Raw genomic sequence first — 20,304 nt, forward strand, 5'->3', positions numbered from 1 at the left:
CGGCGGGGCGGGAGTAGTGTTGTCTCACTATGACGAGCGCGTTCCGAACCTTGACAGTCCCCCTCGATGCAGAATCATTCCCCGGGGGGCTGCCGTCGTTTCTGGTCCGGGACGACCTCCTCTGCTGGACCCGCCGCGAAGCCGGCCTGGTCGGCTTCGGCGAGGTGGCCCGGTTCACCGCCACGGGACCCGAGCGTTTCCTCGAAGCGGACATCTGGTGGCGCCATCTGGTCCTCGAGGCCGAGATCGACGACCCCGTCGACTGGCCCGGCACCGGCCCCGTCGCGTTCGGCTCGTTCGCCTTCTCCAAAGCCTCCGCGCACGCCTCAAGGCTGATCGTGCCCGAAATCGTCGTCGGGCTGCGCGACGGCAAGGCCTGGCTCACCCAGATGACGTTCGACGACGGCGACCTCACCGAAGCGGGCGCCCGCACCGCGCTGGACCGCTGGCTGGGCGGCGGGCACGCCGGCGCCCGCGCCAGCGATCTGGGCGGCACCCTGCTCGACGCCACTCTTGTCGACGCAACCCTGGTAGCGGGCCCGACGGCGGGAGCCGGCTCTGTTGCGGACGGCACCGCAGCAATCAGCACCGCGCCGGCGGGCGGCACAGCCGGGGACGGCACCGCAGCAATCAGCACCGCGCCGGCGGGCGGCGCCGTCGTGCGTCCCCTTCCGCTGGCCGCCGGGGCAACGCTGCACACCGGGTCGCTGAGCGAGGCGGACTGGATGGCGGCGGTGGCCGCGGGCGTGGCGGAGATCCGCACCGGGGCGCTGGAGAAGCTGGTGCTGGCCCGCGATATCGTGGCCACCGTCCCGGCCGGGGTGAACGCCGCCGAAATCCTCCGCCAGCTCGCCGTCCGCTACCGCGAATGCTGGACCTACGGCGTGGACGGGCTCGTGGGCGCGACGCCGGAGATGCTGATCCAGGTGGAGGGCCGCACCGCGCAGGCCCGCGTCCTGGCCGGCACCCTGGACCGCCGCGACGCCGACGGCATGGACGGCTCGCCGCTGGAGTTCGCCGAGCGCGTGCTGGCCGGGTCCGAAAAGCAGCGGCACGAACACGACATCGCCATCCAGTCCCTGACCACCCAGCTGGCGCCGTTCTCGGAGGCGATGAATGCGCACAGCGAACCCTTCATCCTGGAACTGCCCAACGTCTGGCACCTCGCCTCGGACGTAAAAGCGGAGCTCGCCGAGGTCGAAGGCCATGTGCCCACCTGCCTCGCGCTGATCAACGCCCTGCATCCCACGGCAGCGGTCTGCGGCACGCCCACCACGGTGGCGGGAGCGCTGATCCGCAAGCTGGAGCACCTCGACCGCGGACCCTACGCCGGACCGGTGGGCTGGCTCGACGCGGCCGGCAACGGCGAATGGGGCATCGCGCTGCGCGGCGCCGTCATCGAATCCCCGGAGACCGTGCGGCTGTACGCCGGCTGCGGCGTCGTCGAGGGATCCGTGCCCGAGGCCGAGCTCGCGGAAACCTGGGCGAAGTTCCGGCCGATGCTGGAGTCCCTCGGCATCAACAGCTAGAGTCCGGGATAGGAGACACTGCGGGCCCGTGGGGGCTTGCACTAGTGTCGTCAATAGTTATCCAATGGTAAAACTAAGTTTCCTGTGATGCACATCTCGTATTCGGCGGTACACTATAAGCCGCTAAGTCACGTCTGCTCCTGCAACAAGAGGTAAAAAACCATGCAGCTCAAGTCCCTCGCCTCGGCAAAGGTGGCCGCCAAGGCAGCCGCACTCCTCGCCGTCGGCGCCCTCACCCTCACGGCCTGCGGCGGCAGCTCGACCCCCGCAGCCACCTCCGAAGGCGGCATCAAGCTCATCAACGCCGGCAAGCTGACGGTCTGCTCGGATGTGCCCTACGAGCCGTTCGAATTCCAGAAGGACGGCAAGATCGTCGGCTTCGACATGGACATCGCCGCTGAGGTGGCCAAGGACATGAAGGCTGAACTCAGCGTTGTGGACAGCTCCTTCGAGGCCATCGAGACCGGTACCGCGCTGACCCAGTGCGACATCTCCATCTCCTCCATCTCCATCACGGACACCCGCAAGTCGGTCATGGACTTCTCCAGCCCGTACATGGACGATGACCTGACCCTGGTGGCCAGCGAGGCTTCCGGGATCACGAACCTCGACGGCGCCAAGGGCAAAAAGGTCGGCGTCCAGCAGGCCACCACCGGCGCCAAGTACGCCCAGGAAAAGGGCCTCGACGCGCAGCAGTTCGAGGACACCGGCCTCCTGGTCCAGGCCCTGCAGGCCGGCACCATCGACGCCGCCCTCGGCAACCAGTCTGTCCTCGCCTACGCCTTCAAGGACGATCCCAAGTTCAAGCGTGTGGAGAACTTCACCACCGGCGAGCAGCTCGGCATCTCCCTCAAGAAGGGCAACACCGCGATGGCCACCCAGGTCAACGGCACGCTCAAGCGCCTGACCGATGACGGCACGCTGACGAAGTTCGAGACCACCTGGTTCGGCGAAGCCGCCAAGTAGCACCCCGGCCTGAGACCGACACAGACGAGGCCCCGTACCGCTGGACGACAGTCCGTACGGGGCCTCAACTGCGCAAAACGAATGTGAGAGCACCATGGCAATGACCGCACGTCAACGAGCCAAAGTCAGCCTGTATGTCCAGGCCGGAATCTTTGTGGCGGCCGTGATCGCCCTGATCGTGGCCACGGACTGGGAGACCATCAGCAACAGCGTCTTCAACTTCGCCAAGATCGGCCCGATGTTCCCGGACATCATCCTGGTGGGCCTCAAGAACACCCTGATCTACACGGCCTTGGGCTTCATCGTGGGCCTGTCCGGCGGTCTGCTGCTGGCCCTCATGAAGCTCTCCTCGTTCCCGCTGTACCGCTGGATCGCCACCGGCTACATCGAGTTCTTCCGCGGTGTCCCGGCCCTGCTGGTCTTCATCGCGTTCGGCTACGGCGTGCCGCTGGCCTTCGGAGTTTCCTGGAACGTGACCGTGGTGGTTATGGTCTCGCTCGGCATGGTGGCCGCGGCCTACATTGCCGAAACTCTGCGCGCCGGCCTGCAGGCCGTGCCGAAGGGACAGATGGAGGCCGCCCGTTCCCTCGGCATGCCGCAGTGGCGGGCGATGATCTCGATCGTCATCCCCCAGGCTTTCCGGATCGTCCTGCCGCCGCTGACCAACGAGGTCATCCTGCTGACCAAGGACTCCTCGCTGATCTACGTGCTCGGCCTCACTGCCTCCCAGTACGAGCTCACGAAGTTCGGCCGCGACGGCATCTCCAGCCTCGGCGCGGGCCTGACCCCGCTCCTGGTCGCCGGCGCCTTCTACCTTGTGATCACCATCCCGCTGAGCCTCTTGGCCCGGAAGTTCGAAAGCCGCTCCGCGCGGACGAAGCGATAGGCAGGACAGTCATGAACGACGTCGAACAGAACGCCCACGGCCGCAGCGGGGCCGTCCAGGCCGCAGGGGTCTCCATCAAGGACCTGCGGAAGTCCTACGGCTCCAACGAGGTCCTGAAGGGGATCGACCTCGAGGTTGCCCCCGGCGAGGTTGTCTGCCTGATCGGCCCCTCGGGCTCGGGCAAATCGACCCTGCTGCGCTGCGTGAACCTGCTCGAACAGCCGAACCAGGGCACGATCCACGTGGGCGGGTTCGAATCCACCGACCCGGATGTGGACATCGACAAGATGCGCCGCAAGGTGGGCATGGTCTTCCAGCAGTTCAACCTCTTCCCGCATCTGAGCGCGCTGCAGAACTGCACGATCGCGCAGACCAAGGTGCTCAAGCGCAGCCAGGCCGATGCCTCCGCGGCGGCCATAAAGAACCTCGAGCGCGTCGGCCTGGGACACCTCGCGGACCGTTTCCCGGACGAGCTCTCCGGCGGGCAGCAGCAGCGGGTGGCCATTGCCCGCGCCCTGAGCATGGACCCCGAACTGATGCTCTTCGATGAGCCCACTTCGGCCCTGGACCCGGAAACCGTGGGCGATGTCCTATCCGTCATGCGGAACCTGGCCAGGGAAGGCATGACCATGCTGGTGGTGACCCACGAGATGGGCTTCGCCCGCGAGGTCGCCGACCGGGTGGTCTTCATGGACGGCGGCGTCGTCGTGGAGGAAGGTGTGGCCGAGAAGGTCATCAGCTCCCCCGCCCACGCCCGCACCAAGGAATTCCTCCGCCGTGTCCTCGACCCGACCCACATCGACATCGCGGAGTAGGTTCCCTTTCGCTCGCCTGCGCCGCGGATTCCACGTCGCCCGCTGGTCCGTCGCGGTCCCGCGCGCGGCGGATCTCGCCTGGCGACGCGCAAAAGCCCCGACGCTACTCCCTGCCCACACCGCCATCGCGTAGTACGGCGTTTGCGCGAACCCGCGCGCGGCGGATTGCGCTTGGCGACGCGCAAAAGCCCTGGCGCTACCGGAATACGGCGGCGTCAGGGCTTTCGCGCGTCATGAGGCGGATGGCGCGTCGCCGTCACCGTCACCGTCACCGTCACCGTCACCGCCACCGTCACCGTCACCGTCACCGTGCAGAGCGTGTGCGACGCCGGGGAACACCCGCCGCTGCCAGCTTCCTTTCGAGCTGGCCGGCTGCCATCAGATCGGCCCAGACCCAGCGGACCACGCCGTGTCCCAATGCCCGGATCCTGTCTTCCCTGTCCTTCTCGTCGACGACGGCCTGCGAGATAGTCCGGCCTTTCAGAAATTCGGGCTTGACGTACTTTTCGACGCCGTCGAACTCTCCTGCCACGCGCACGCCGTCCCAGTAGTAGTCCGTGTAGCCGACAAGCCCTGAACCATCGCGAATCTCATGCTGGAGTTCCGGCGCCTCGAACCCGGCCACCCACATGAGAGCCCGGCTGTATGACTCGCCGGGCGATCCGGACCGCGAATCGGCAAATTCCACGGCCGCCCGGATCCGCCTCGCGGCAGCCGCTGTGTAATTGCCGTCGATTCCGGCCAAGAGCTGCTCCTTCGTGAGAGCCGGGAGTCCCTGGGCAACGTCCGGCTTGAGCACGTGGTCTACAGGCACTACGGCCTCGACAAACGGTGAGAAGGCCGCGAGATCCAGTACCGTGCGAACTCTCCCGGTCACCAGCAGCCCGTCCCGCCGGACGCACTTCAACCCGGTCTTCGGGGCATAGTGCCGCACGACTCCCGCCCGGGAGCGTCCGCCGTCGTTCTGCAGGGTCAGTGCGTGCACGGGATGCCGCAGTCCGATGGTCGGGATTCGCCACACGGAAGCGGCGGAGTGCCAGGCGAAGATCGTCGGAGCAACCAAGGTCTCCGCCGCCGCACTCACCCGGACCCGGTACTGCTGCCATGGTTTCAAATCCCGCCAGCCGCCACCGTCGACATAGACACCGCGACGCACCCGGACCAGCGCGCCTGAGCGGCAGCGGCGGGCCACCTCTTTGGGGTTCAGTCCTTGTTGGATGTTCTCGCGGGTCAGGATCAACTTTGGCAGCTCGTTCATGGAACGAACCTCTCAGCACTACGGCGGCCCCACCATCCCGCAGGGTGGCCATGTGGACAACCGACGCGCTTCCAGCTCTGCGACGCGGTTCCGGTTGTGCGCGGCGCTAAAGACCTGACGCTGCGGGTATAAGGGCGCGCCGAATACTTGCCGCCTCATGGAGCTCGTTCCGCGTCGCCGGGCACGTTCAGCGTCTCCGGGCACGTTCAGCGTCTCCGGGCACGTTCGGCGTCGCCGGGCACGTTCGGCGTCGCTAATTCACGCGTAGTGCTCCCTCCCGTTCTGCGACCCGGTTCCGGTTGTGCGCGGCGCTAAAGACCTGACGCTGCGGGTATAAGGGCGCGCCGGGTACTTGGCGCGTCACGAGGCACGTTCTGCGTCGCAGGGCTGTTAGGGCGTCGCAGGGCATGTAGCGTGCCGCGAGACCGGGCTGCCCCGCGCCTGGTACGTGGACCCGCCCTTCCCCGCCAGCGCTGGCCGCCCCGCCACGTCCGCAGCGGAGGCGCAGCGGGCGAACGCGCCTGGGCTACTCCGTCGCGAGGACTCCGGCCACTGCGGCGGCCACGGCGGCCCTGATGTGTCCGTGCAGCTGCCGCAGCCCGCGCCGGTCCGTGTGCACTTCGATGATGCTGCGGCCCTCCCACGGTTCCGCGAGCGCCGCGGCGAGCTCCGCCGTCGTGCTGACCGAACGGTGCGCGACGCCGTACGCGGCCGCGAGTGCTGCCAGGTCCACGCTGTGCGGGGTGCCGAAGAGGCGTTCGACGGCGGTGCCGTACTGGCCCGCGGCCTCGACGGCGCCGTGCTCCAGCAGCCCGAAGATGGCCCCGCCGGCGTCGTTGAGGACCACGATCCGCAGGTCGGGCTCCTGTTCCCCGGCGCCGAGCAGCAGCCCGCCGGCGTCGTGCAGGAAGGTGACGTCGCCCAGCAGCACCGTGGTTTCCTGCCGGCCGGCCAGCGCGATGCCGGTCGCCGTTGCGAGGGTCCCGTCGATGCCGGAGAGTCCGCGGTTAGCGAAGACGACGGCGGCCGGCTCCGGGGCGGGTGCGCCGGCGAGGTCGACGTCGCGGATGCCGTTGGAGGAGCCGAGCACGAGCTGCCCGCGCGTGTGTTCCCAGACGAGGGCGCCGACGGCGGGTCCAGTCGAGGCCGGCCCGACGGCGGGGCCCGGCGCCGCAGTCCCGGACGCCGCGTGCCCGCCCGCGCCAGACCCGGACGCCGCGGGCCCGGTCCCAGCAGCGGTCCCGGACAGCACCACGTCCACGGCGTGCTGCGCGGCGGCCCCGGCCAGGAGCCAGGCATCCAGCCACGCCGCGGAGCCGCGGCCGGCGAAGTCGGCGAGGTCACCCAGGTTGTTCAGGGGGAGTTCGGTGCGGCGGCCGGGCTCGTACCAGGCCACCGGAACCGGCTGGTACAGCGCGGAGGGGACGTCGGCGCGGGCCAGCAGGGCGCCCACCGGCCGGGAGAGCGTGGGCCGGCCGAAGAGCACCACACGCTCGATCGGCTGCGCCGACTCCGGGCCGAACGCCTCGAGCAGGAGCCGGTACGGTCCCACCGCGTTGGGCCCGAACCGCGCGTTGGAGGACGGCTCGGCCAGCAGCGGCAGGCCGTGAGCGCGGGCGAACGCCTCGGCGACCGGGCCGGCGTCGTGCCCTGCCAGCACCACGGTGCGCCGTTCCGGCAGGCCGGCCGGGGCGGGCGGGAAATCGAGGTCCAGCGGGCCGCGGGGCGCGCGGTACACCCGGCGGCCGGACTCGGGCGGCAGCCCGTCGCCGGGGGCGGGAACGAGGGGGTCGCGGAAGGCCAGGTTGAGGTGCACCGGCCCGGGCGGGGTGTCCTCGAAGGCCCCGGTGGCGGCACTGAGCGCGGTCTCGACGGCACGGCGCGGGTCGCTGCCGGCGGGCACATCCGCACCGAAACGGACATGCTCACCGAACAGGTCCGGCTGCGCCGTGGTCTGGTTGGCGCCGGTCCCGCGGAGTTCCTCGGGGCGGTCGGCCGAGATCACCACGAGCGGGACGGCGGCGTGGTTGGCCTCCATCACCGCCGGCAGGAGATTGCCGACGGCCGTCCCGGATGTGGTTAGCACGGCAGCGGGCGCACCCGTGGCCAGGGCCAGGCCGAGGGCGGTGAAGCCGGCGTCGCGCTCATCGATCCGGACCAGCAGCTCGACCCGGCCGGCGGCGTCGGCCTCGGCCAGGGCGTAGGCCATCGGGGCGGAGCGGGATCCCGGTGCCACCACCACGTAGCGGACCCCCTCGAGCAGCAGGGCCGCGACGGCGATCCGCGCGGCATCCAGCGCGCTCAGCTCCTCCGAGCTCACATGTTCTCCGGCGTCTCGATGCCAAGCAGGTCCAGGCCCCCGGACAGCCGGCGCAGCACCAGGGCGCACAGGGCAAGCCGCGATTCCCGGACCGAATCCTCGGACTTCAGCACGGGACACTGGTCGTAGAAGGCCGTGAAGAGCTGCGCGAGTTCGAACAGGTAGGTGCAGAGCCGGTGCGGCTCCAGCGCCTCGCGCACCTTGTACAGCGTCGCGCCGTACTCGAGCAGGTGCAGGGCCAGGGCGCGTTCGGCGGGTTCGACGACGGCGATCGGAGTCGCGGGCGTCCCCCCGTCGCTGTCGGTCCCGGCAGCGTCGGTCCCCACGACCTCGGTCCCGGCGGCACCGAACCCTGCCCCGGCAGCGTCGGTCGAGAAAGCGGTCCCGGCAGCGTCGGTCCCCACGACCTCGGTCCCGGCGGCACCGAACGCTGCCCCGGCAGCCTCCAGCGCGGTGTACCGCTCCAGCACCCCGGCCTTGCGCAGGATCGAGCGGATCCGCGCGGCCGCGTACTGCACGTAGGGTCCGGTGTTGCCGCTCAGGGCCAGCATCCGGTCGAAGTCGAAGACGTACTCGGTGTCGTGCCCCACGGAGAGGTCGGCGTACTTGACCGCGCCGATGCCCACCTGCCGGGCCGTCACGGCGCGCTCCGCCTCGGTGAGTTCGGGCCTGCTGGCGTCAATGACGGCGCGGGCGCGGTCCACGGCCTCCTCCAGCAGCGCCATCAGCTTGACCGGGGCGCCGGAGCGGGATTTCAGAATCTTCCCGTCCTCCCCCAGCACGTTGCCGATCTGCACGTGCACGGCCTCCACAGTGTCCGGCAGCCACCCGGCGTCGCGGGCAGTGGCCATGACCATGCGCAGGTGCATGTTCTGCGGCGCACCCACGACGTACAGGACGCGGTGGGCCTCGAGCTCGCGGACCCGGTAGCGGATGGTGGCGAGGTCCGTGGTGCCGTAACCGTAGCCGCCGTCGGACTTGCGGATGATGAGCGGCATCGGCTCGCCGTCGCGGCCCGTGAAGCCGGCCGGGAAGGTGCACAGGGCGCCGTCGCTGATCCGGGCGATGCCGCGTTCCTCGAGCTCCTGGCACAGCTGTGCCAGGTCGGCGTCGTAGGAGCTTTCGCCGGCGATGTGGTCGTCGGTGAGGCTGATGCCCAGCATCGAGTAGATGGCGTTGAAATAGCGTTTGGACTGGGCCACGAGCCGCTGCCAGACGGCGAATGTCTCGGCGTCGCCGCCCTGCAGCGCCACGACCCGTTGCCGGGCGCGGGTGGCGAAGCCGTCCGCGTCGGTGGCGGAGGAGTCGAACTTGGCGCGGGCGGCCTGGTAGAACGCGCTGGGGTCATCAACCAGCAGCGCCGCTTCCGGGGAGTCCTCGCCGATCTCCAGCCAGTGCTCGATCAGCATGCCGAACGGGGTGCCCCAGTCGCCGATGTGGTTCTGCCGGATCACGGTGTCGCCCAGCGCCTCGAAGACCTTCACGAGGCTGTCGCCCACCACCGTGGTGCGCAGGTGGCCCACGTGCATTTCCTTGGCGACGTTAGGGGAGGAATAGTCGACGACGACGCGCTGGGCTTCCGCCGCCGGCACGGCCGGGGCGCCGGGAGACGCGGCGTTGAGCAGCTCCTCGATCCAGGTCCCGTCGAAGGTGAGGTTGATGAAGCCGGGTCCGGAGATCTCGACTGCGGTGCAGATCCCGTCCAGGTCCAGGGCCCCGACGATCCTGGCGGCGGCCTCCCGCGGCGGCAGTCCGACCTTCTTGGCCAGCGCCATGGCCGCGTTGATCTGGATGTCCGCGAACTGCGAGGGCCGGACCACCGGATCGGTCCCGCGGTACTCTTCGCCGAACGCGCTGGCAATTGCTGCCTGGACTCTGGGGACAACCATTTCGGCCGGATTATTCACACTGTTCAAATTATCAGTTCCCCAACACCCCCGGCTCCCCCACCCCGGAAGCAACGCGGGGTCAGATATCGCCCATCACGGGCCCCAACATGGGCCGGATGTGACCCCGCGTTGCTTTGCGGGAGTGGAGGTGGGGTGGGGCGGGCGGGGTTAGTCGTCCGTGCGGAAGACCTGGACTACCGAGGGGCGGGGGGCGCGGGCCTGGCCCCGGGTCGGCGTCGTCCCCGCAGGCACGTAGTCCGGGAAGAAGGACAGCTGCGCGCCGAACGTGCCGTCCTCGCCCGGGTGCTGCACGGAGACGAACACGGTGCGCTCCTCATCGCGGATGATCGGCCCGCAGGTCTCGCCGTCGCGCGGGACGGCGAGGAACTGCTCCACCCGGCCGCGCTCGGCGCCTTCGAGGGTGACCTTGAACAGCCCGTCGGCCTTCTTGATGCCGGAGGGGGCACCGTCGGTGGAGATCCAGAGGTTGCCGACCGAGTCGAAGGCAAGGTTGTCCGGGCAGGAGATGGGCGAGACCTTGTCCACCGGGTAACCGGAGAAATAGGTGACGTCGCCCTGAGCGGGATCGCCGCAGACCATCAGCAGGTTCCAGGTGAACGACGTGGATGTCTGGCCGCCGGTCTCGGTGATCTCCACGACGTGGCCGTCGCGGTTTTCGTTGCGGGGGTTGGCCTCGTTGGCGCCTTCCTTGCCGGCCTTGCCGCGGTCCGAGTTGTTGGTGCAGGCGACGTAGACCTTGCCGGTGTGCAGGCTGGGCTCGACGTCCTCGCAGCGGTCCATCTTGGTGGGGCCCACCTTGTCCGCGGCCACTCGGGTGTAGACCAGCACCTCTTCCACGGACATCCCGGGCACGTGGGACACTCCGCCGACGACGAGGGGCAGCCATTTGCCGGTCCCGTCGAAGCCGCCGTCGGACGGGACAGCGCCCGTGCCGGTGATCTCGGCGGCCGGGGAGTTGCCGGTGAACCGGGCCACGTAGAGGTCGCCCGCGGAGAGCAACGTCATGTTGTGCTTGCGGTCGCCCTCACGGTATTTCGCGGCGGAGACGAACTTGTAGAGGTAGTCGAAACGCTCGTCGTCGCCCGAGTAGGCCACCACATGGCCGGACTCGGCCACGATCACGTTGGCACCTTCGTGCTTGAAGCGGCCCAGCGAGGAGTGCTTCTTCGGGGTCGACGTGGGATCGAAGGGGTCGACCTCCACGATCCAGCCGAAGCGGTTGGCCTCGTTGGCGGAGTCGGGGTTGCGTGTGTCGAAGCGGGGATCGTCGAGTTCCCACTGCCGGGCCGTGGGCTTGTTGGTGAGCCCGTAGCGCTTGTCCTCGGCCGAGGTGCCGGGGGCGACGAAGTACCCGTTGAAGTTCTCCTCGCCGGAGAGGATGGTGCCCCACGGGGTGGTGCCGCCGGCGCAGTTGCCCAGCGTGCCCAGGATGGTGCGGCCGGTGGGGTCCGCCTTCGTGCGGACCAGCGGCGAGCCCGCCACCGGACCGGTGAGCTGGTACGCCGTGTCGTTCAGGTAGCGGCGGTTCAGCTTCGCGCCCTTGACGTAGGACCACGGCTTGTTCTTGTTTTTGCGCTCCAGCTCGACGACGGAGAGCCCGTGCGCTGCGGCACCGATCGCGCGGACGTCCGCGGGGGGCATCGTGGCCGGGAACATGATGGCCTCGTTGGTGTATTCGTGGTTGGCGAAGAGCACCGCCCGGCGGCTCTTGCTGCCGGGGATCTCGAGGATGTCCGTGTAGTCGTTGTTGTAACCGAACTGCCGCGCCTGGGCTGCTGCGGTCTGGTTGTCGAGATCGAAGTCCGGGGCGTCCTTGAAGATCGGGTCACCCCAGCGGATCACGGGCTGCCAGGTGAAGCCTTCCGGGACCGTGACGGCGTCGACGGCGGCATCCACCGGGGCGATCGCCGTGAACTTGAGCTTGGACTTGCCGTGGCCGTAGCCGTTCTTGGCGGCGGCGGACAGGCCGGGGCCGCCGTCGGCCACTGCGGACTCGGGCGAGGCCAGGGCACCGCCGAACGCGACGGCGAGCGCACCGGCGGCGCCGAAGCCCAGGGCGGCGCGGCGGGACATGGTCGCGGAGGCGATGTCGCGGAAGTAGTCGTTGGAGCTGGTGTTGCAGACCTCGCCGGTGCAGGCATTGTCGCACTTCAGCGCGCAGGTGACGGCGCTGCGCTTGCCTTTGGTGTGGCCGAGCATCGGGAGCAGGGAGAATTTGCGTCCGGAGGAGACAGACATGGAGAGACCTTCCACGGGGAATTGGGGGCCTGCCCACCGTCCCAGCCGCAAACTACACGGAGCCGACTCTCGCATGAAGTCCTGGTGAACACCGGGCGTCGCCCCGAAATCCGCCAGATGTGAGGGAGATGCTCCTACAGCATGCATCACCGGAATATCGGCGTCCGGAGCGTTGCGGCGGTTGACACCGGACCTACGCGCTCCGGATCCGGCTGTCCGGGAAGCTGCGGATCGGCACGATCGACATCAACGCGATGGCCTTTGTGGGCGAGGTGGACGCCGCACCCCCAAGGCGGCCCTGGACCATGCGCAGCAGCCCGACTTTGGGGGTCGCGTTCCGGCCCTCCGCAGGCGTGGCCTTAGCCAGGCTCGTCAACTTGCTGGGGTACCGGGGTGGTCATGACGAATATTCGGTTCTTGGGCCATTTCCGGCGGCAACGTCGCCGCGTCCGCATCCACTTTCCTCGCAACCCCGGGCGTCACCGGTCGGCAGCCAGCACCGCGTGGACCCGGCGCAGGCGCTCCAGCCACCACTCGCGGCGTTCCGGCGCGGCCGCGTGTTCGGCCAGCAACACCGGATCGGCGGCGACGTCGCGGACCCGGATGGCGCCGTCGTCGGGCACCAGGGAATCCCGGGTGACATCGGCGGCGAGCAGCGACACGGTCCCCAGCCCGCAGGCGTACGGCAGGTCCGGCAGCGCGGCGGCGAGTGCCAGTCCTGCGCGGATTCCCACGGAGGTGTCCAGTGCGGAGCTGACGACGGCGGGGAGCCCGGCCTGCGCCACGATGTCCAGGGCGCGCCGCACTCCCCCGAGCGGTGCCACCTTCACGACGATCAGGTCCGCGGCGCCGGCGCGGGCCACCTTGAGCGGGTCGTCTTCCTTGCGCACGCTCTCGTCCGCGGCGATCAGCACCGGGACCCCGGCGGCGCGCAGCCGGCGGCGGACCTCGGCGAGGCCGGCGATGTCCGGCACCGGCTGCTCGGCGTATTCGAGCCCGACGTCGGCCAGCCGTATCAGTGCCGCGACGGCGGTCGCGACGTCCCAGCCGCCGTTCGCGTCCACCCGGATTGCGGCGTCCGGGAGCGCCGCGCGGACCGCGGCGACCCGGGCGGCGTCGTCGTCGAGGCTCTGCCCGGGTTCGGCCACCTTGATCTTGACGGCATCCACCCGGCCGAAGCGGGCCAGGATTTCCGGGACCCGGTCCGCGGCGAGGGCGGGGACCGTGGCATTGACCGGAATCAGCTGACGGCGCGGCTCCGGGAACCTCTGCCAGCCGGCCTCGATCGCGGCGGCGAGCCAGCGGGAGGCTTCCGGGTCGCCGTACTCCGGGAAGGGGCAGAATTCGCCCCAGCCCCGCGGGCCGTCCAGCAGCAGGGCCTCGCGCCGGAGGATGCCGCGGAATTTCACCCGCATCGGCAGGCTCACCACGTGCGCGCCGGCGAGGAGTTCCTCCAGGGACGGTAGGTGCGAGCTCGCAGGCACCGCTCAGCCCACCGTCGCGTCAGTCAGGTTGGTGAGATCGGCCAGCCAGGGGAAGACAAACTCGGCCAGCAGGAACAGCGCCCCCGCCAGGAGAGCGGCCGAAAGCAGGATCCGCAGCCAGAGCGGCCCGGGAAGGTGCTGAAACAGCCAAAGGTACATGGTCTAGCCTTTCCCCTGCAGTGCGGCGAGTTGTTGGGCAATGGGCGCCGGGGGCCCGGCGCTGAGCGGCTGCCAGGATTCGAAGGCCGAGTAGGCGATGATCCGCTCCTCGGACCCGAAGAGCGGATTGCAGCTGGTCAGGGTCAGCAGCCGCTGCTCCGGCGCCGCGCCGGGCTGCGCCGGCACGGGCAGGATCACGTCGGTCCGGTCCGGCAGGACGATCTCCTGGTTCCGGAAGACATAGGTGTAGAAGCCGTCGGCCGTCTGGACGTAGATTTTGTCCCCGGGCACCAGGGTGTGGATGTTGTCCAGGACCGCGCCGTGGGTCTGGCGGTGTCCTGCCATGACGAAGTTCCCGACGGCGCCCGGCATCGCCGTGCCTGCGTAACGGCCCAGGCCCAGGGTGTCGATGACATCGCTGCTGGTGCCCTCGATGATCGGGCGGCTGTAATCGGCACCGAACCGGGGAACGTAGATGACCCCGATGGCCGTCCCGTGGGCCGGCGCGGTGCCGACCGGCGTGGCCGCGGGGACCGTGTCCGCCGGCAGGGTGCCGGAAGAATCAGGGATGGGCGCCTGGTGCTCCTGGACGAACTGCTTCACGGCAGCCCCCTGGGCCGCATCGGCCTCAACGTTGGTCCACCACAGCTGCCAGGCGACAAAGAGGCCCGCGATCACGCCGAGGGTGATCAGCAGTTCCCCCGCCACCTGGACAGCCATCAGCGATCGCCGCGGGCGGGTGCGGCGGGTTTCCTGCGCGACGGCGGCGCGGCGGTTCAGTACCTTCGACATGCGACTCCTGTTGCTACCGCTGGACGCTGCCAATGAAGCATCGCCCGTTCGGAAGAACCGGCAAGACTGACGTGGCCACAGTTCCGGACCGGAGCTGCGCCATCACACATTCGTTCCCGCCCAGCACTCCGACCTCGACGGCGTCCGCGGCCAGTCCGGTGGGGGTGCGGGACGCGGACACCTCGACGGCGGCCGGGGCGAACCCCGCCGCGAAGAGGCTCTCGCGGACCTGCGCCGTGCTGGGCTGTGGCGAGGAAGCCATCAGCGCCTGCAGCGCCGCCTCGACGGCACCGGAAACGGCGGACGGAGCGGCCGGGGACGCCCCGGTCACTCCCGGGGAGGGGGCCTCCGTGGCCTGCCCGCCCGCAGCCGGGGTGCCGCCGGTCGGGCCGGTTGAATCAGCCGGGCTGGAGGTAACCGCGGGTGCGGGGGCCGAACACGCAGCCATCCCGATCACCAATGGCAGCACCATGGCAACCATCCCCACGTAACGGCGGCCGCGTGAGCTGCGGAGCGGGGCGGGGGCAGGGCAAGTCACCGGATCATCCTCCCATACCGGGGCCGGCGCCACCCGCACCCGCACCCGGGCTCCGACGGGATGGGAATGCCCTCCGGCTGCCTGGCCAACGCGGCGGGGATGCCCATCTGGCGCGTCCAAGACCGGGCATGCCCTCCCGCGGCCCGGCGGGCGCAGCGGACATGCCCCTTGGCGCGCCCGGGAGTGGACATATCGGGACTATGTCCACTCCTCGACGCAAGAGTGGGGCATGTCCCGCGTGCCCGCGCCGTCATGCCGTCGGTGCCTCCGCGGGCCGGGAACCGTCCGGCCGCTCCGGCTGCCGGAGCTCCCAGACGTCCGCCGCGGCGCCGTGCGGCAGCTCGAGCTGCCACTCCTCGCCCGGGCCCGGGTAGGCGCGCAGGGTCGCGGGCACCGAGCCGTGGCGGTAGACCTCCACGATCGAGGCGTCGACGAAGATCCGCAGCTCATCGCCGCCGGCCACGGTGTCGGCGAACACGGTCCGACGCCGCCCCGCCGAGACGAGAACCAGCCGGAGCGTGCCCTCTCCCCCGGCCACCCGGACCTCCGACGCCGGCGGAACAGGAATCGTGCCGGCCGCGCCGTGGTGCAGCCGGTCGCCGCGGTAGGCGCGTAGTTCGGGTGCGGGTTCGACGGCGAGGACCCCGCCGTGCACGGACAGCTGGCGCGGGAAGGTCAGGATCCCGGCCCAGCCCGCGTCGTCCGTCTCCGCCTGGCTGCGCCCGGGGCGGTCCTGGGAATCCTCGGCCTCAGCGGACCAGCCCCAGAGCAGCACCCGGTCCGGCAACGCGAGGAGCTGCGGGGCGTAGAACTCCCGCCCCAGGTCCGCTTTTCCGCCCGAAGCCGGCCTGAACACCGGCAGCCCGCTGCCGTTCGCCGCCAGCGAGCCCAGGAGGTAGCCGACGCCGTTGGGGTGGTCGTGGTGGTCCGCCGCGAGCCAGAGCGAGGCCATTAGCACCCACGTTTCGGCGCCGGAGGAGTCCGGGACCCGGACCAGCTGCGGGCACTCCCAGATCTCCGCGGGCAGGTGCCGGGCCGCGAGCGGGTCTTCGGAGCTGAACCAGATCCCCTCGTACCTCCAGTGGCGCACATCCTCCACGCTGTACAGAAGCACGGCGGCCTGGCCGGAGGCGAGCCCGGCGCCCTGCAGGGCGAAGCGGCGGCTCTGGAAGCTGAAGAGGAACGGGTCGCGGACGGCGGTGACCTGCGGGTCCGGGGGCACCTCGGCCGCGACGTGCCCCTCCTGGGTCCAGGTGCGCAGGGCCGCATCGGCCCGGGCCAGGACCACGCGGGAGCGGCCGCCCACGGTGTCGACGCCGGAATAGACGGCGGTGGGGACGCCGCCGTCGTCCATCACCACACCGGACCAGCAGCCCAGCGCGTCCGGCCCGCCGGGCTGGGGCCGGAGCGCCACGGGTTCCTCGTCCCAGTGGACCAGGTCGGGGGAACTCAGGTGCCCCCAGCAGATGCTGTGGTGCCGTGCCGAGTCCGGGTTCTGCTGGAAGAACACGTGGTAGCGGCCGTCCGCGTAGCCCAGGCCGTTGGGATCGCTGATCCAGCCCTGCGCGGGCCGCGGATGGAAGCGGGGGAAGGCTCGGTCCGGATGCTGCGCCGCGGTGTCCATGGCCAAAACACTACCCGCGCCGCGGGCGGAGGGCTGCCCGCCGGGCAGATCAGGGCGAATGCGCTCCCAGCATCCGCCCTGATCTGCCCGGAGGTGGCCCCTCAGAAAGTTCGCAGGGTTCTGTGGGAACCTGAGATCGATGATTTTTCGGCAGGAACACACCAGCATGCAGCCGGCTTCGGAGTACCCGCAGCCGCCGACCCCGCGCGCCGCGGGCCCACGCACCGGCACCCGGGAGGACTCCCGGGAGGACTCCCCTGCAGAGCCCGCCGGCCGCCAGGGCCGGGGCACCGGGTTCCTGTTCCTGCTCGCCACCCTCGCCAGCATGGCCGCGCTGGCCGGGACCTACTACTTCTTTGTCCGCACCACCACGGGCCAGTTCATCGACGAATCGGCACTCGTGGAGGCGGTCGAAATCCACGGCACCGCCGGCAAGGCCGCCAACAAGCTCCTCGACTCGCTGCCCGCACTGTCCCTGCTGATCTCCGCGGTGGTGGTCCTGATCGTCACCGTGCTGAAGCGGCGCTGGACCGCGGCCGGGATCGCCGTGGCCGCCTGCGTGGGCGCCAACGTCGCCACCCAGATCCTCAAGGGCATCTCCCCCGACCGGCCCTACCGCGGGATCGAGACGCTGGAGCTGAACTCGCTGCCCTCCGGCCACACCACCCTCGCGGCGTCGGCCGCGGCGGCGGTGTTCCTGATGGTCTCCCCGCGCTGGCGGCCGCTCGCCGGTTTCCTGGGCGGCAGCTTCGCCGTCGCCACCGGGGTCTCCACGCTGATCAACCAGTGGCACCGGCCCGCCGACGTCGTCGCGGCCTTCCTCGTCGTGGCCGTGTTTATGCTCCCGGCAGGCTGGCTGATCATCCGCCAGGGTCCGCGCTGGAACGTCTGGGACGGCTACGGCCGGCACTGGGCCTCCTCCCGGCTGTGGCTGGCGCTGATGCTGCTGGCCGGGCTCGCCGCGGCCGCTGTGGCCGCCTTTGCGCTGCTCAGTGTCGCCGCCGGCACCGGACTGGCGGGCAGCACCACGCACTACTTCTGGGCCGGGACCGCGCTGATCATCATCGCGGGCTACCTCGCCACGGTCGCCGGCGTCTGGCTGTTCGGGCATGCGGCCCGACGGCGGACCGCGCCGCGCCGCTGACCGGCAGGGCAGCGGGACCCGTCTAGTCAGCCACAGTCGTCGCCCGCGGCACCAGGACCGGCGGGAGCAGCGTTGAGCTCGCCGTTTTGCCGCCGATCCCCTGCAGCAGGGCCTCGACGCTGAGCCGGCCCATGGCCAGCAGGTCCGAACGCACTGACGTGAGTGGAACGGGCAGGTTGTCGGCCAGGATGAGGTCGTTGTAGCCGATGAGCGCAACGTCTTCGCGCAGCCTTTTTCCGGCGGCCCGGATGGCACCCATCGCGCCCAGGGCGGTGAGGTCGTCCACGGCAAAGATCGCCGTGGGCGGCTCGGGCAGCGCCAGCAGCTGCGCTCCGGCCACGCGGCCGGCAGCCGTGCCGAATCCGGTGCTCACCACATACGGGTCCTCCACCGGATAGCCGGCCGCGTCGAACGCTCGCCGGAAGCCCTGGGACCGTTCTCGTCCGGTGCTCGCCAGCAGGTCCCCGGCGATGATGCCGACCCGCCGGTGACCCAATTCCAAAAGGTGCTGCGCGGCCAGCCTGCCGCCAAGCTCGTCATCGGTCGCCACGGACAGATGCCCCTCCAGCCGGCGCATCACGAGCACATAGGGAACGCCGCGGCTCTGCAGCTCGTAGCCGGCTGTGTCGCCGATGTGCGAATCCCCAATGATCACACCGTCCATCCGCCGGGACAGCATGGCATCGAGCCGGGCCCGGCGGTGCTCGGGATCGTCGTAGGTGTTCGCTACTACGGTGCTGTAGCCGGCCGATTCCGCTGTCGCGTCGATGCTCTCGTAGATCGTGGCGAGCGCCAGATCGGTCAGGCGGGGAACCAATACGCCAATCAGTCGTGACGTTCCGGTCCGGAGCCCGGCGGCGCCCAGATTGCGGTGGTAACCGAGCATGGCAGCGAGCTCGCGCACGCGCCGGACGGTCTCGGTGCTGATCCCGGCGGGGTCCTCGCTGAGCGCCCGGGAGGCCGTGGAGACATGCACCTGGGCGTGACGGGCCACCGTGGCCAGCGTGACGGGTTTGGAGCGCCCGGATGCGGGTTGGTCGGCGATGGCGGTGCCCCCTTCTGTTCCAAGAAGTTTAGGGCCATCCGGGGAAAAATTCGACGCAAAGGATTGCGTTGGTCCGCAACGCCCGGATGATCGTCACATCGCAATCGCGATGAAACCTTGACGAAACAACCGGATTCTAGTGTGATGTACGAAACATTCCCACCGCTTTGTACCCGTTACGGGTGCAGCGCAATCGATTGCACTGTCCGTCATCCATTAGGACCGATGCTCGACGAAGGAGCCCGATGCTCGATCTCACCGATCAGAGCCAGGAAGCCGCCGAACGACTCGGCCAAGGCATCCTGGACCTGGCCAGGTACCGGGATGCGACCCGGCCAGGCTGGACCCGGGAAGTGTTCAGCGAGGCGTACCGCGAATCCCGGCAGAGGATTTCCGAACGGATGGCTGCCGCAGGACTGGAGGTCCAGGTGGACACTGCCGGCAATATCGTTGGCCGGCTGGCGGGCACCGACCCCAACGCCCCGGCGCTGGTGACCGGGTCACACACGGACACGGTCGACGGCGGCGGCCGTTTCGACGGCGTCGTGGGAGTGCTCGGCGCGCTGGAGGCCGTGCAGCTGCTGCGGGAATCCGGACAACGGCTCAGCCGCGACCTCCTCGTGGTGGATTTCCTCGGCGAGGAATCCAATGGCTTCGGCCTCAGCTGTCTGGGCAGCAGGGCCATCGCCGGCGAACTCACGCGCGCGGACCTGGACCGGCAGGATTACCGCGGAGTCAGCCTCGGGCAGGCGTACCGGGACTTCGGGCTCGATCCCGGGGCCGTGCTCCAGACACGCTGGGCACGCACCGCGCCGCTGCATGCCTTCATCGAGCTGCACATCGAACAGGGCCCCACGCTGGAACAGCGCCGGCTGCCGCTGGGCATCGTCACCGCGATCACCGGGATCGAGCGCCTCGTCGCAACCTTCACGGGAAGCCCCGACCACGCCGGCACCCGGCCGATGAATGATCGCAAGGACGCCATGGTCGCCGCGGCCGAAGCGGTGCTCTCGGTCCGCCGCGAAGGCTGCGGAGCCCCCAACCACGGGGTCGCCACCACCACCCGGGTCGAATCCGAGTCGCGGTCGCCCAACGTGGTGCCCTCCCTGGTCCGGATGACCAGCGAAGTCCGGAGCGTCGACAACGACTGGCTCAGCGGTGTCCGCGGCCGGCTGGCCGAGGAGATCCTGGCCAACGCCCGGAGCCTGGGGGTCGACGTCGAATTCGACTGGTCCACCGACAACACCGTGGTGCACGCCCACGCCGGCATCCACGACGTCGCGGCCGCGGCCGCCGACGCCATCGGCATTCCATGGATGCCTATCCCCAGCGGGGCCACCCACGACGCCGTTCACATGGCGGCGCTGGCGCCGATGGGCATGATTTTTGTCCCGTCCAGGGCCGGCAAGAGCCACTGCCCGGAGGAATGGACCGACTTCGCGGACATTGCCACCGGTGTCGTCGCGCTCGCGCAGACGCTGACCCGGCTCGACCGCGCCGAGCTGGAACCGCAGCCCTGACCTGAACCGCCTGGACCTGACAACTGAACCGCCCTGACCTCCACTGACCCGGCAGCACGCCACTCCATTTCCGCTC

The 20,304-nt window shown here is 69.9% G+C and carries 17 protein-coding genes; 6 read left to right on the top strand and 11 right to left on the bottom strand.

Going from position 1 to position 20,304, the window contains the following annotated elements; genetic code table 11:
* The first annotated feature begins 29 nt into the window (after window positions 1-29).
* From ACZYZ3_RS03185 to ACZYZ3_RS03200, 4 genes are all read left to right on the top strand, one after another.
* Window positions 30-1,529, top strand: coding sequence for an isochorismate synthase (locus ACZYZ3_RS03185; protein ID WP_463962390.1), 1,500 nt, complete (start codon window positions 30-32; stop codon window positions 1,527-1,529).
* A 162-nt stretch (window positions 1,530-1,691) separates the two neighbouring features.
* Window positions 1,692-2,495 (top strand): ABC transporter substrate-binding protein, encoded by an 804-nt coding sequence (locus ACZYZ3_RS03190; protein WP_463962391.1) that lies wholly within the window; start codon window positions 1,692-1,694, stop codon window positions 2,493-2,495.
* Between the two features lie 94 nt (window positions 2,496-2,589).
* The gene (locus tag ACZYZ3_RS03195; RefSeq protein ID WP_463962392.1) at window positions 2,590-3,381 is read left to right on the top strand and encodes an amino acid ABC transporter permease; all 792 of its coding nucleotides are present in this window, start codon (window positions 2,590-2,592) and stop codon (window positions 3,379-3,381) included.
* Window positions 3,382-3,392: 11 nt separating this feature from the next.
* Entirely contained in the window at window positions 3,393-4,196 is an 804-nt protein-coding gene (locus ACZYZ3_RS03200) for an amino acid ABC transporter ATP-binding protein (RefSeq protein WP_463962393.1), read from the top strand.
* A 304-nt stretch (window positions 4,197-4,500) separates the two neighbouring features.
* Here the strand turns inward: ACZYZ3_RS03200 and ACZYZ3_RS03205 are convergent, their stop codons facing one another.
* The 10 genes from ACZYZ3_RS03205 to ACZYZ3_RS03250 form a co-directional block, all read right to left on the bottom strand.
* Entirely contained in the window at window positions 4,501-5,454 is a 954-nt protein-coding gene (locus ACZYZ3_RS03205) for a type IV toxin-antitoxin system AbiEi family antitoxin domain-containing protein (RefSeq protein ID WP_463962394.1), read from the bottom strand.
* A gap of 526 nt (window positions 5,455-5,980) precedes the next feature.
* Entirely contained in the window at window positions 5,981-7,774 is a 1,794-nt protein-coding gene (gene menD / locus ACZYZ3_RS03210; RefSeq protein WP_463962395.1) for a 2-succinyl-5-enolpyruvyl-6-hydroxy-3-cyclohexene-1-carboxylic-acid synthase, read from the bottom strand.
* Complete coding sequence (argS, locus tag ACZYZ3_RS03215; protein ID WP_463962396.1) at window positions 7,771-9,663, bottom strand: arginine--tRNA ligase; 1,893 nt, start codon at window positions 9,661-9,663, stop codon at window positions 7,771-7,773. Before argS ends, menD begins: the two co-directional genes overlap by 4 nt.
* 168 nt (window positions 9,664-9,831) lie before the next feature.
* Entirely contained in the window at window positions 9,832-11,922 is a 2,091-nt protein-coding gene (locus tag ACZYZ3_RS03220; protein WP_463962397.1) for a PhoX family protein, read from the bottom strand.
* Window positions 11,923-12,115: 193 nt separating this feature from the next.
* On the bottom strand, window positions 12,116-12,298 hold the full coding sequence (locus ACZYZ3_RS03225) for a hypothetical protein (RefSeq protein ID WP_463962398.1): 183 nt from the start codon (window positions 12,296-12,298) through the stop codon (window positions 12,116-12,118).
* Between the two features lie 103 nt (window positions 12,299-12,401).
* Window positions 12,402-13,406 (bottom strand): o-succinylbenzoate synthase, encoded by a 1,005-nt coding sequence (locus ACZYZ3_RS03230; protein WP_463962399.1) that lies wholly within the window; start codon window positions 13,404-13,406, stop codon window positions 12,402-12,404.
* Window positions 13,407-13,409: 3 nt separating this feature from the next.
* Window positions 13,410-13,565, bottom strand: coding sequence for a hypothetical protein (locus ACZYZ3_RS03235; protein ID WP_463962400.1), 156 nt, complete (start codon window positions 13,563-13,565; stop codon window positions 13,410-13,412).
* Between the two features lie 3 nt (window positions 13,566-13,568).
* Complete coding sequence (locus ACZYZ3_RS03240) at window positions 13,569-14,357, bottom strand: class E sortase (RefSeq protein WP_463962401.1); 789 nt, start codon at window positions 14,355-14,357, stop codon at window positions 13,569-13,571.
* Window positions 14,358-14,370: 13 nt separating this feature from the next.
* A complete protein-coding gene (locus tag ACZYZ3_RS03245) occupies window positions 14,371-14,895 on the bottom strand; it encodes a DUF6993 domain-containing protein (RefSeq protein ID WP_463962402.1) in 525 nt (174 codons plus the stop codon).
* Window positions 14,896-15,145: 250 nt separating this feature from the next.
* On the bottom strand, window positions 15,146-16,519 hold the full coding sequence (locus tag ACZYZ3_RS03250; RefSeq protein ID WP_463962403.1) for a glycoside hydrolase family 32 protein: 1,374 nt from the start codon (window positions 16,517-16,519) through the stop codon (window positions 15,146-15,148).
* Window positions 16,520-16,685: 166 nt separating this feature from the next.
* On the opposite strand from ACZYZ3_RS03250, the gene ACZYZ3_RS03255 reads away from it, so the two are divergent.
* Window positions 16,686-17,663 (top strand): phosphatase PAP2 family protein, encoded by a 978-nt coding sequence (locus ACZYZ3_RS03255; protein ID WP_463962404.1) that lies wholly within the window; start codon window positions 16,686-16,688, stop codon window positions 17,661-17,663.
* A 22-nt stretch (window positions 17,664-17,685) separates the two neighbouring features.
* On the opposite strand, the gene ACZYZ3_RS03260 is transcribed toward ACZYZ3_RS03255, so the two are convergent.
* Window positions 17,686-18,657 (bottom strand): LacI family DNA-binding transcriptional regulator, encoded by a 972-nt coding sequence (locus tag ACZYZ3_RS03260; protein ID WP_463962405.1) that lies wholly within the window; start codon window positions 18,655-18,657, stop codon window positions 17,686-17,688.
* Window positions 18,658-18,953: 296 nt separating this feature from the next.
* On the opposite strand from ACZYZ3_RS03260, the gene ACZYZ3_RS03265 reads away from it, so the two are divergent.
* The gene (locus ACZYZ3_RS03265; RefSeq protein WP_463962406.1) at window positions 18,954-20,228 is read left to right on the top strand and encodes a M20 family metallo-hydrolase; all 1,275 of its coding nucleotides are present in this window, start codon (window positions 18,954-18,956) and stop codon (window positions 20,226-20,228) included.
* Window positions 20,229-20,304: the final 76 nt, after the last annotated feature.

The sequence above is a fragment of the Pseudarthrobacter linnaei genome (assembly GCF_055412825.1).

Excerpts from the sequence above, each read along its gene's own strand:
- ACZYZ3_RS03200 (WP_463962393.1), top strand. The coding sequence starts at position 3,393 with ATGAACGACGTCGAACAGAACGCCCACGGCCGCAGCGGGGCCGTCCAG.
- argS (WP_463962396.1), bottom strand. The coding sequence starts at position 9,663 with ATGGTTGTCCCCAGAGTCCAGGCAGCAATTGCCAGCGCGTTCGGCGAA.
- ACZYZ3_RS03255 (WP_463962404.1), top strand. The coding sequence starts at position 16,686 with ATGCAGCCGGCTTCGGAGTACCCGCAGCCGCCGACCCCGCGCGCCGCG.
- ACZYZ3_RS03185 (WP_463962390.1), top strand. The coding sequence starts at position 30 with ATGACGAGCGCGTTCCGAACCTTGACAGTCCCCCTCGATGCAGAATCA.
- ACZYZ3_RS03240 (WP_463962401.1), bottom strand. The coding sequence starts at position 14,357 with ATGTCGAAGGTACTGAACCGCCGCGCCGCCGTCGCGCAGGAAACCCGC.
- ACZYZ3_RS03205 (WP_463962394.1), bottom strand. The coding sequence starts at position 5,454 with ATGAACGAGCTGCCAAAGTTGATCCTGACCCGCGAGAACATCCAACAA.
- ACZYZ3_RS03190 (WP_463962391.1), top strand. The coding sequence starts at position 1,692 with ATGCAGCTCAAGTCCCTCGCCTCGGCAAAGGTGGCCGCCAAGGCAGCC.
- ACZYZ3_RS03265 (WP_463962406.1), top strand. The coding sequence starts at position 18,954 with ATGCTCGATCTCACCGATCAGAGCCAGGAAGCCGCCGAACGACTCGGC.
- ACZYZ3_RS03235 (WP_463962400.1), bottom strand. The coding sequence starts at position 13,565 with ATGTACCTTTGGCTGTTTCAGCACCTTCCCGGGCCGCTCTGGCTGCGG.
- ACZYZ3_RS03195 (WP_463962392.1), top strand. The coding sequence starts at position 2,590 with ATGGCAATGACCGCACGTCAACGAGCCAAAGTCAGCCTGTATGTCCAG.
- ACZYZ3_RS03220 (WP_463962397.1), bottom strand. The coding sequence starts at position 11,922 with ATGTCTGTCTCCTCCGGACGCAAATTCTCCCTGCTCCCGATGCTCGGC.
- ACZYZ3_RS03250 (WP_463962403.1), bottom strand. The coding sequence starts at position 16,519 with ATGGACACCGCGGCGCAGCATCCGGACCGAGCCTTCCCCCGCTTCCAT.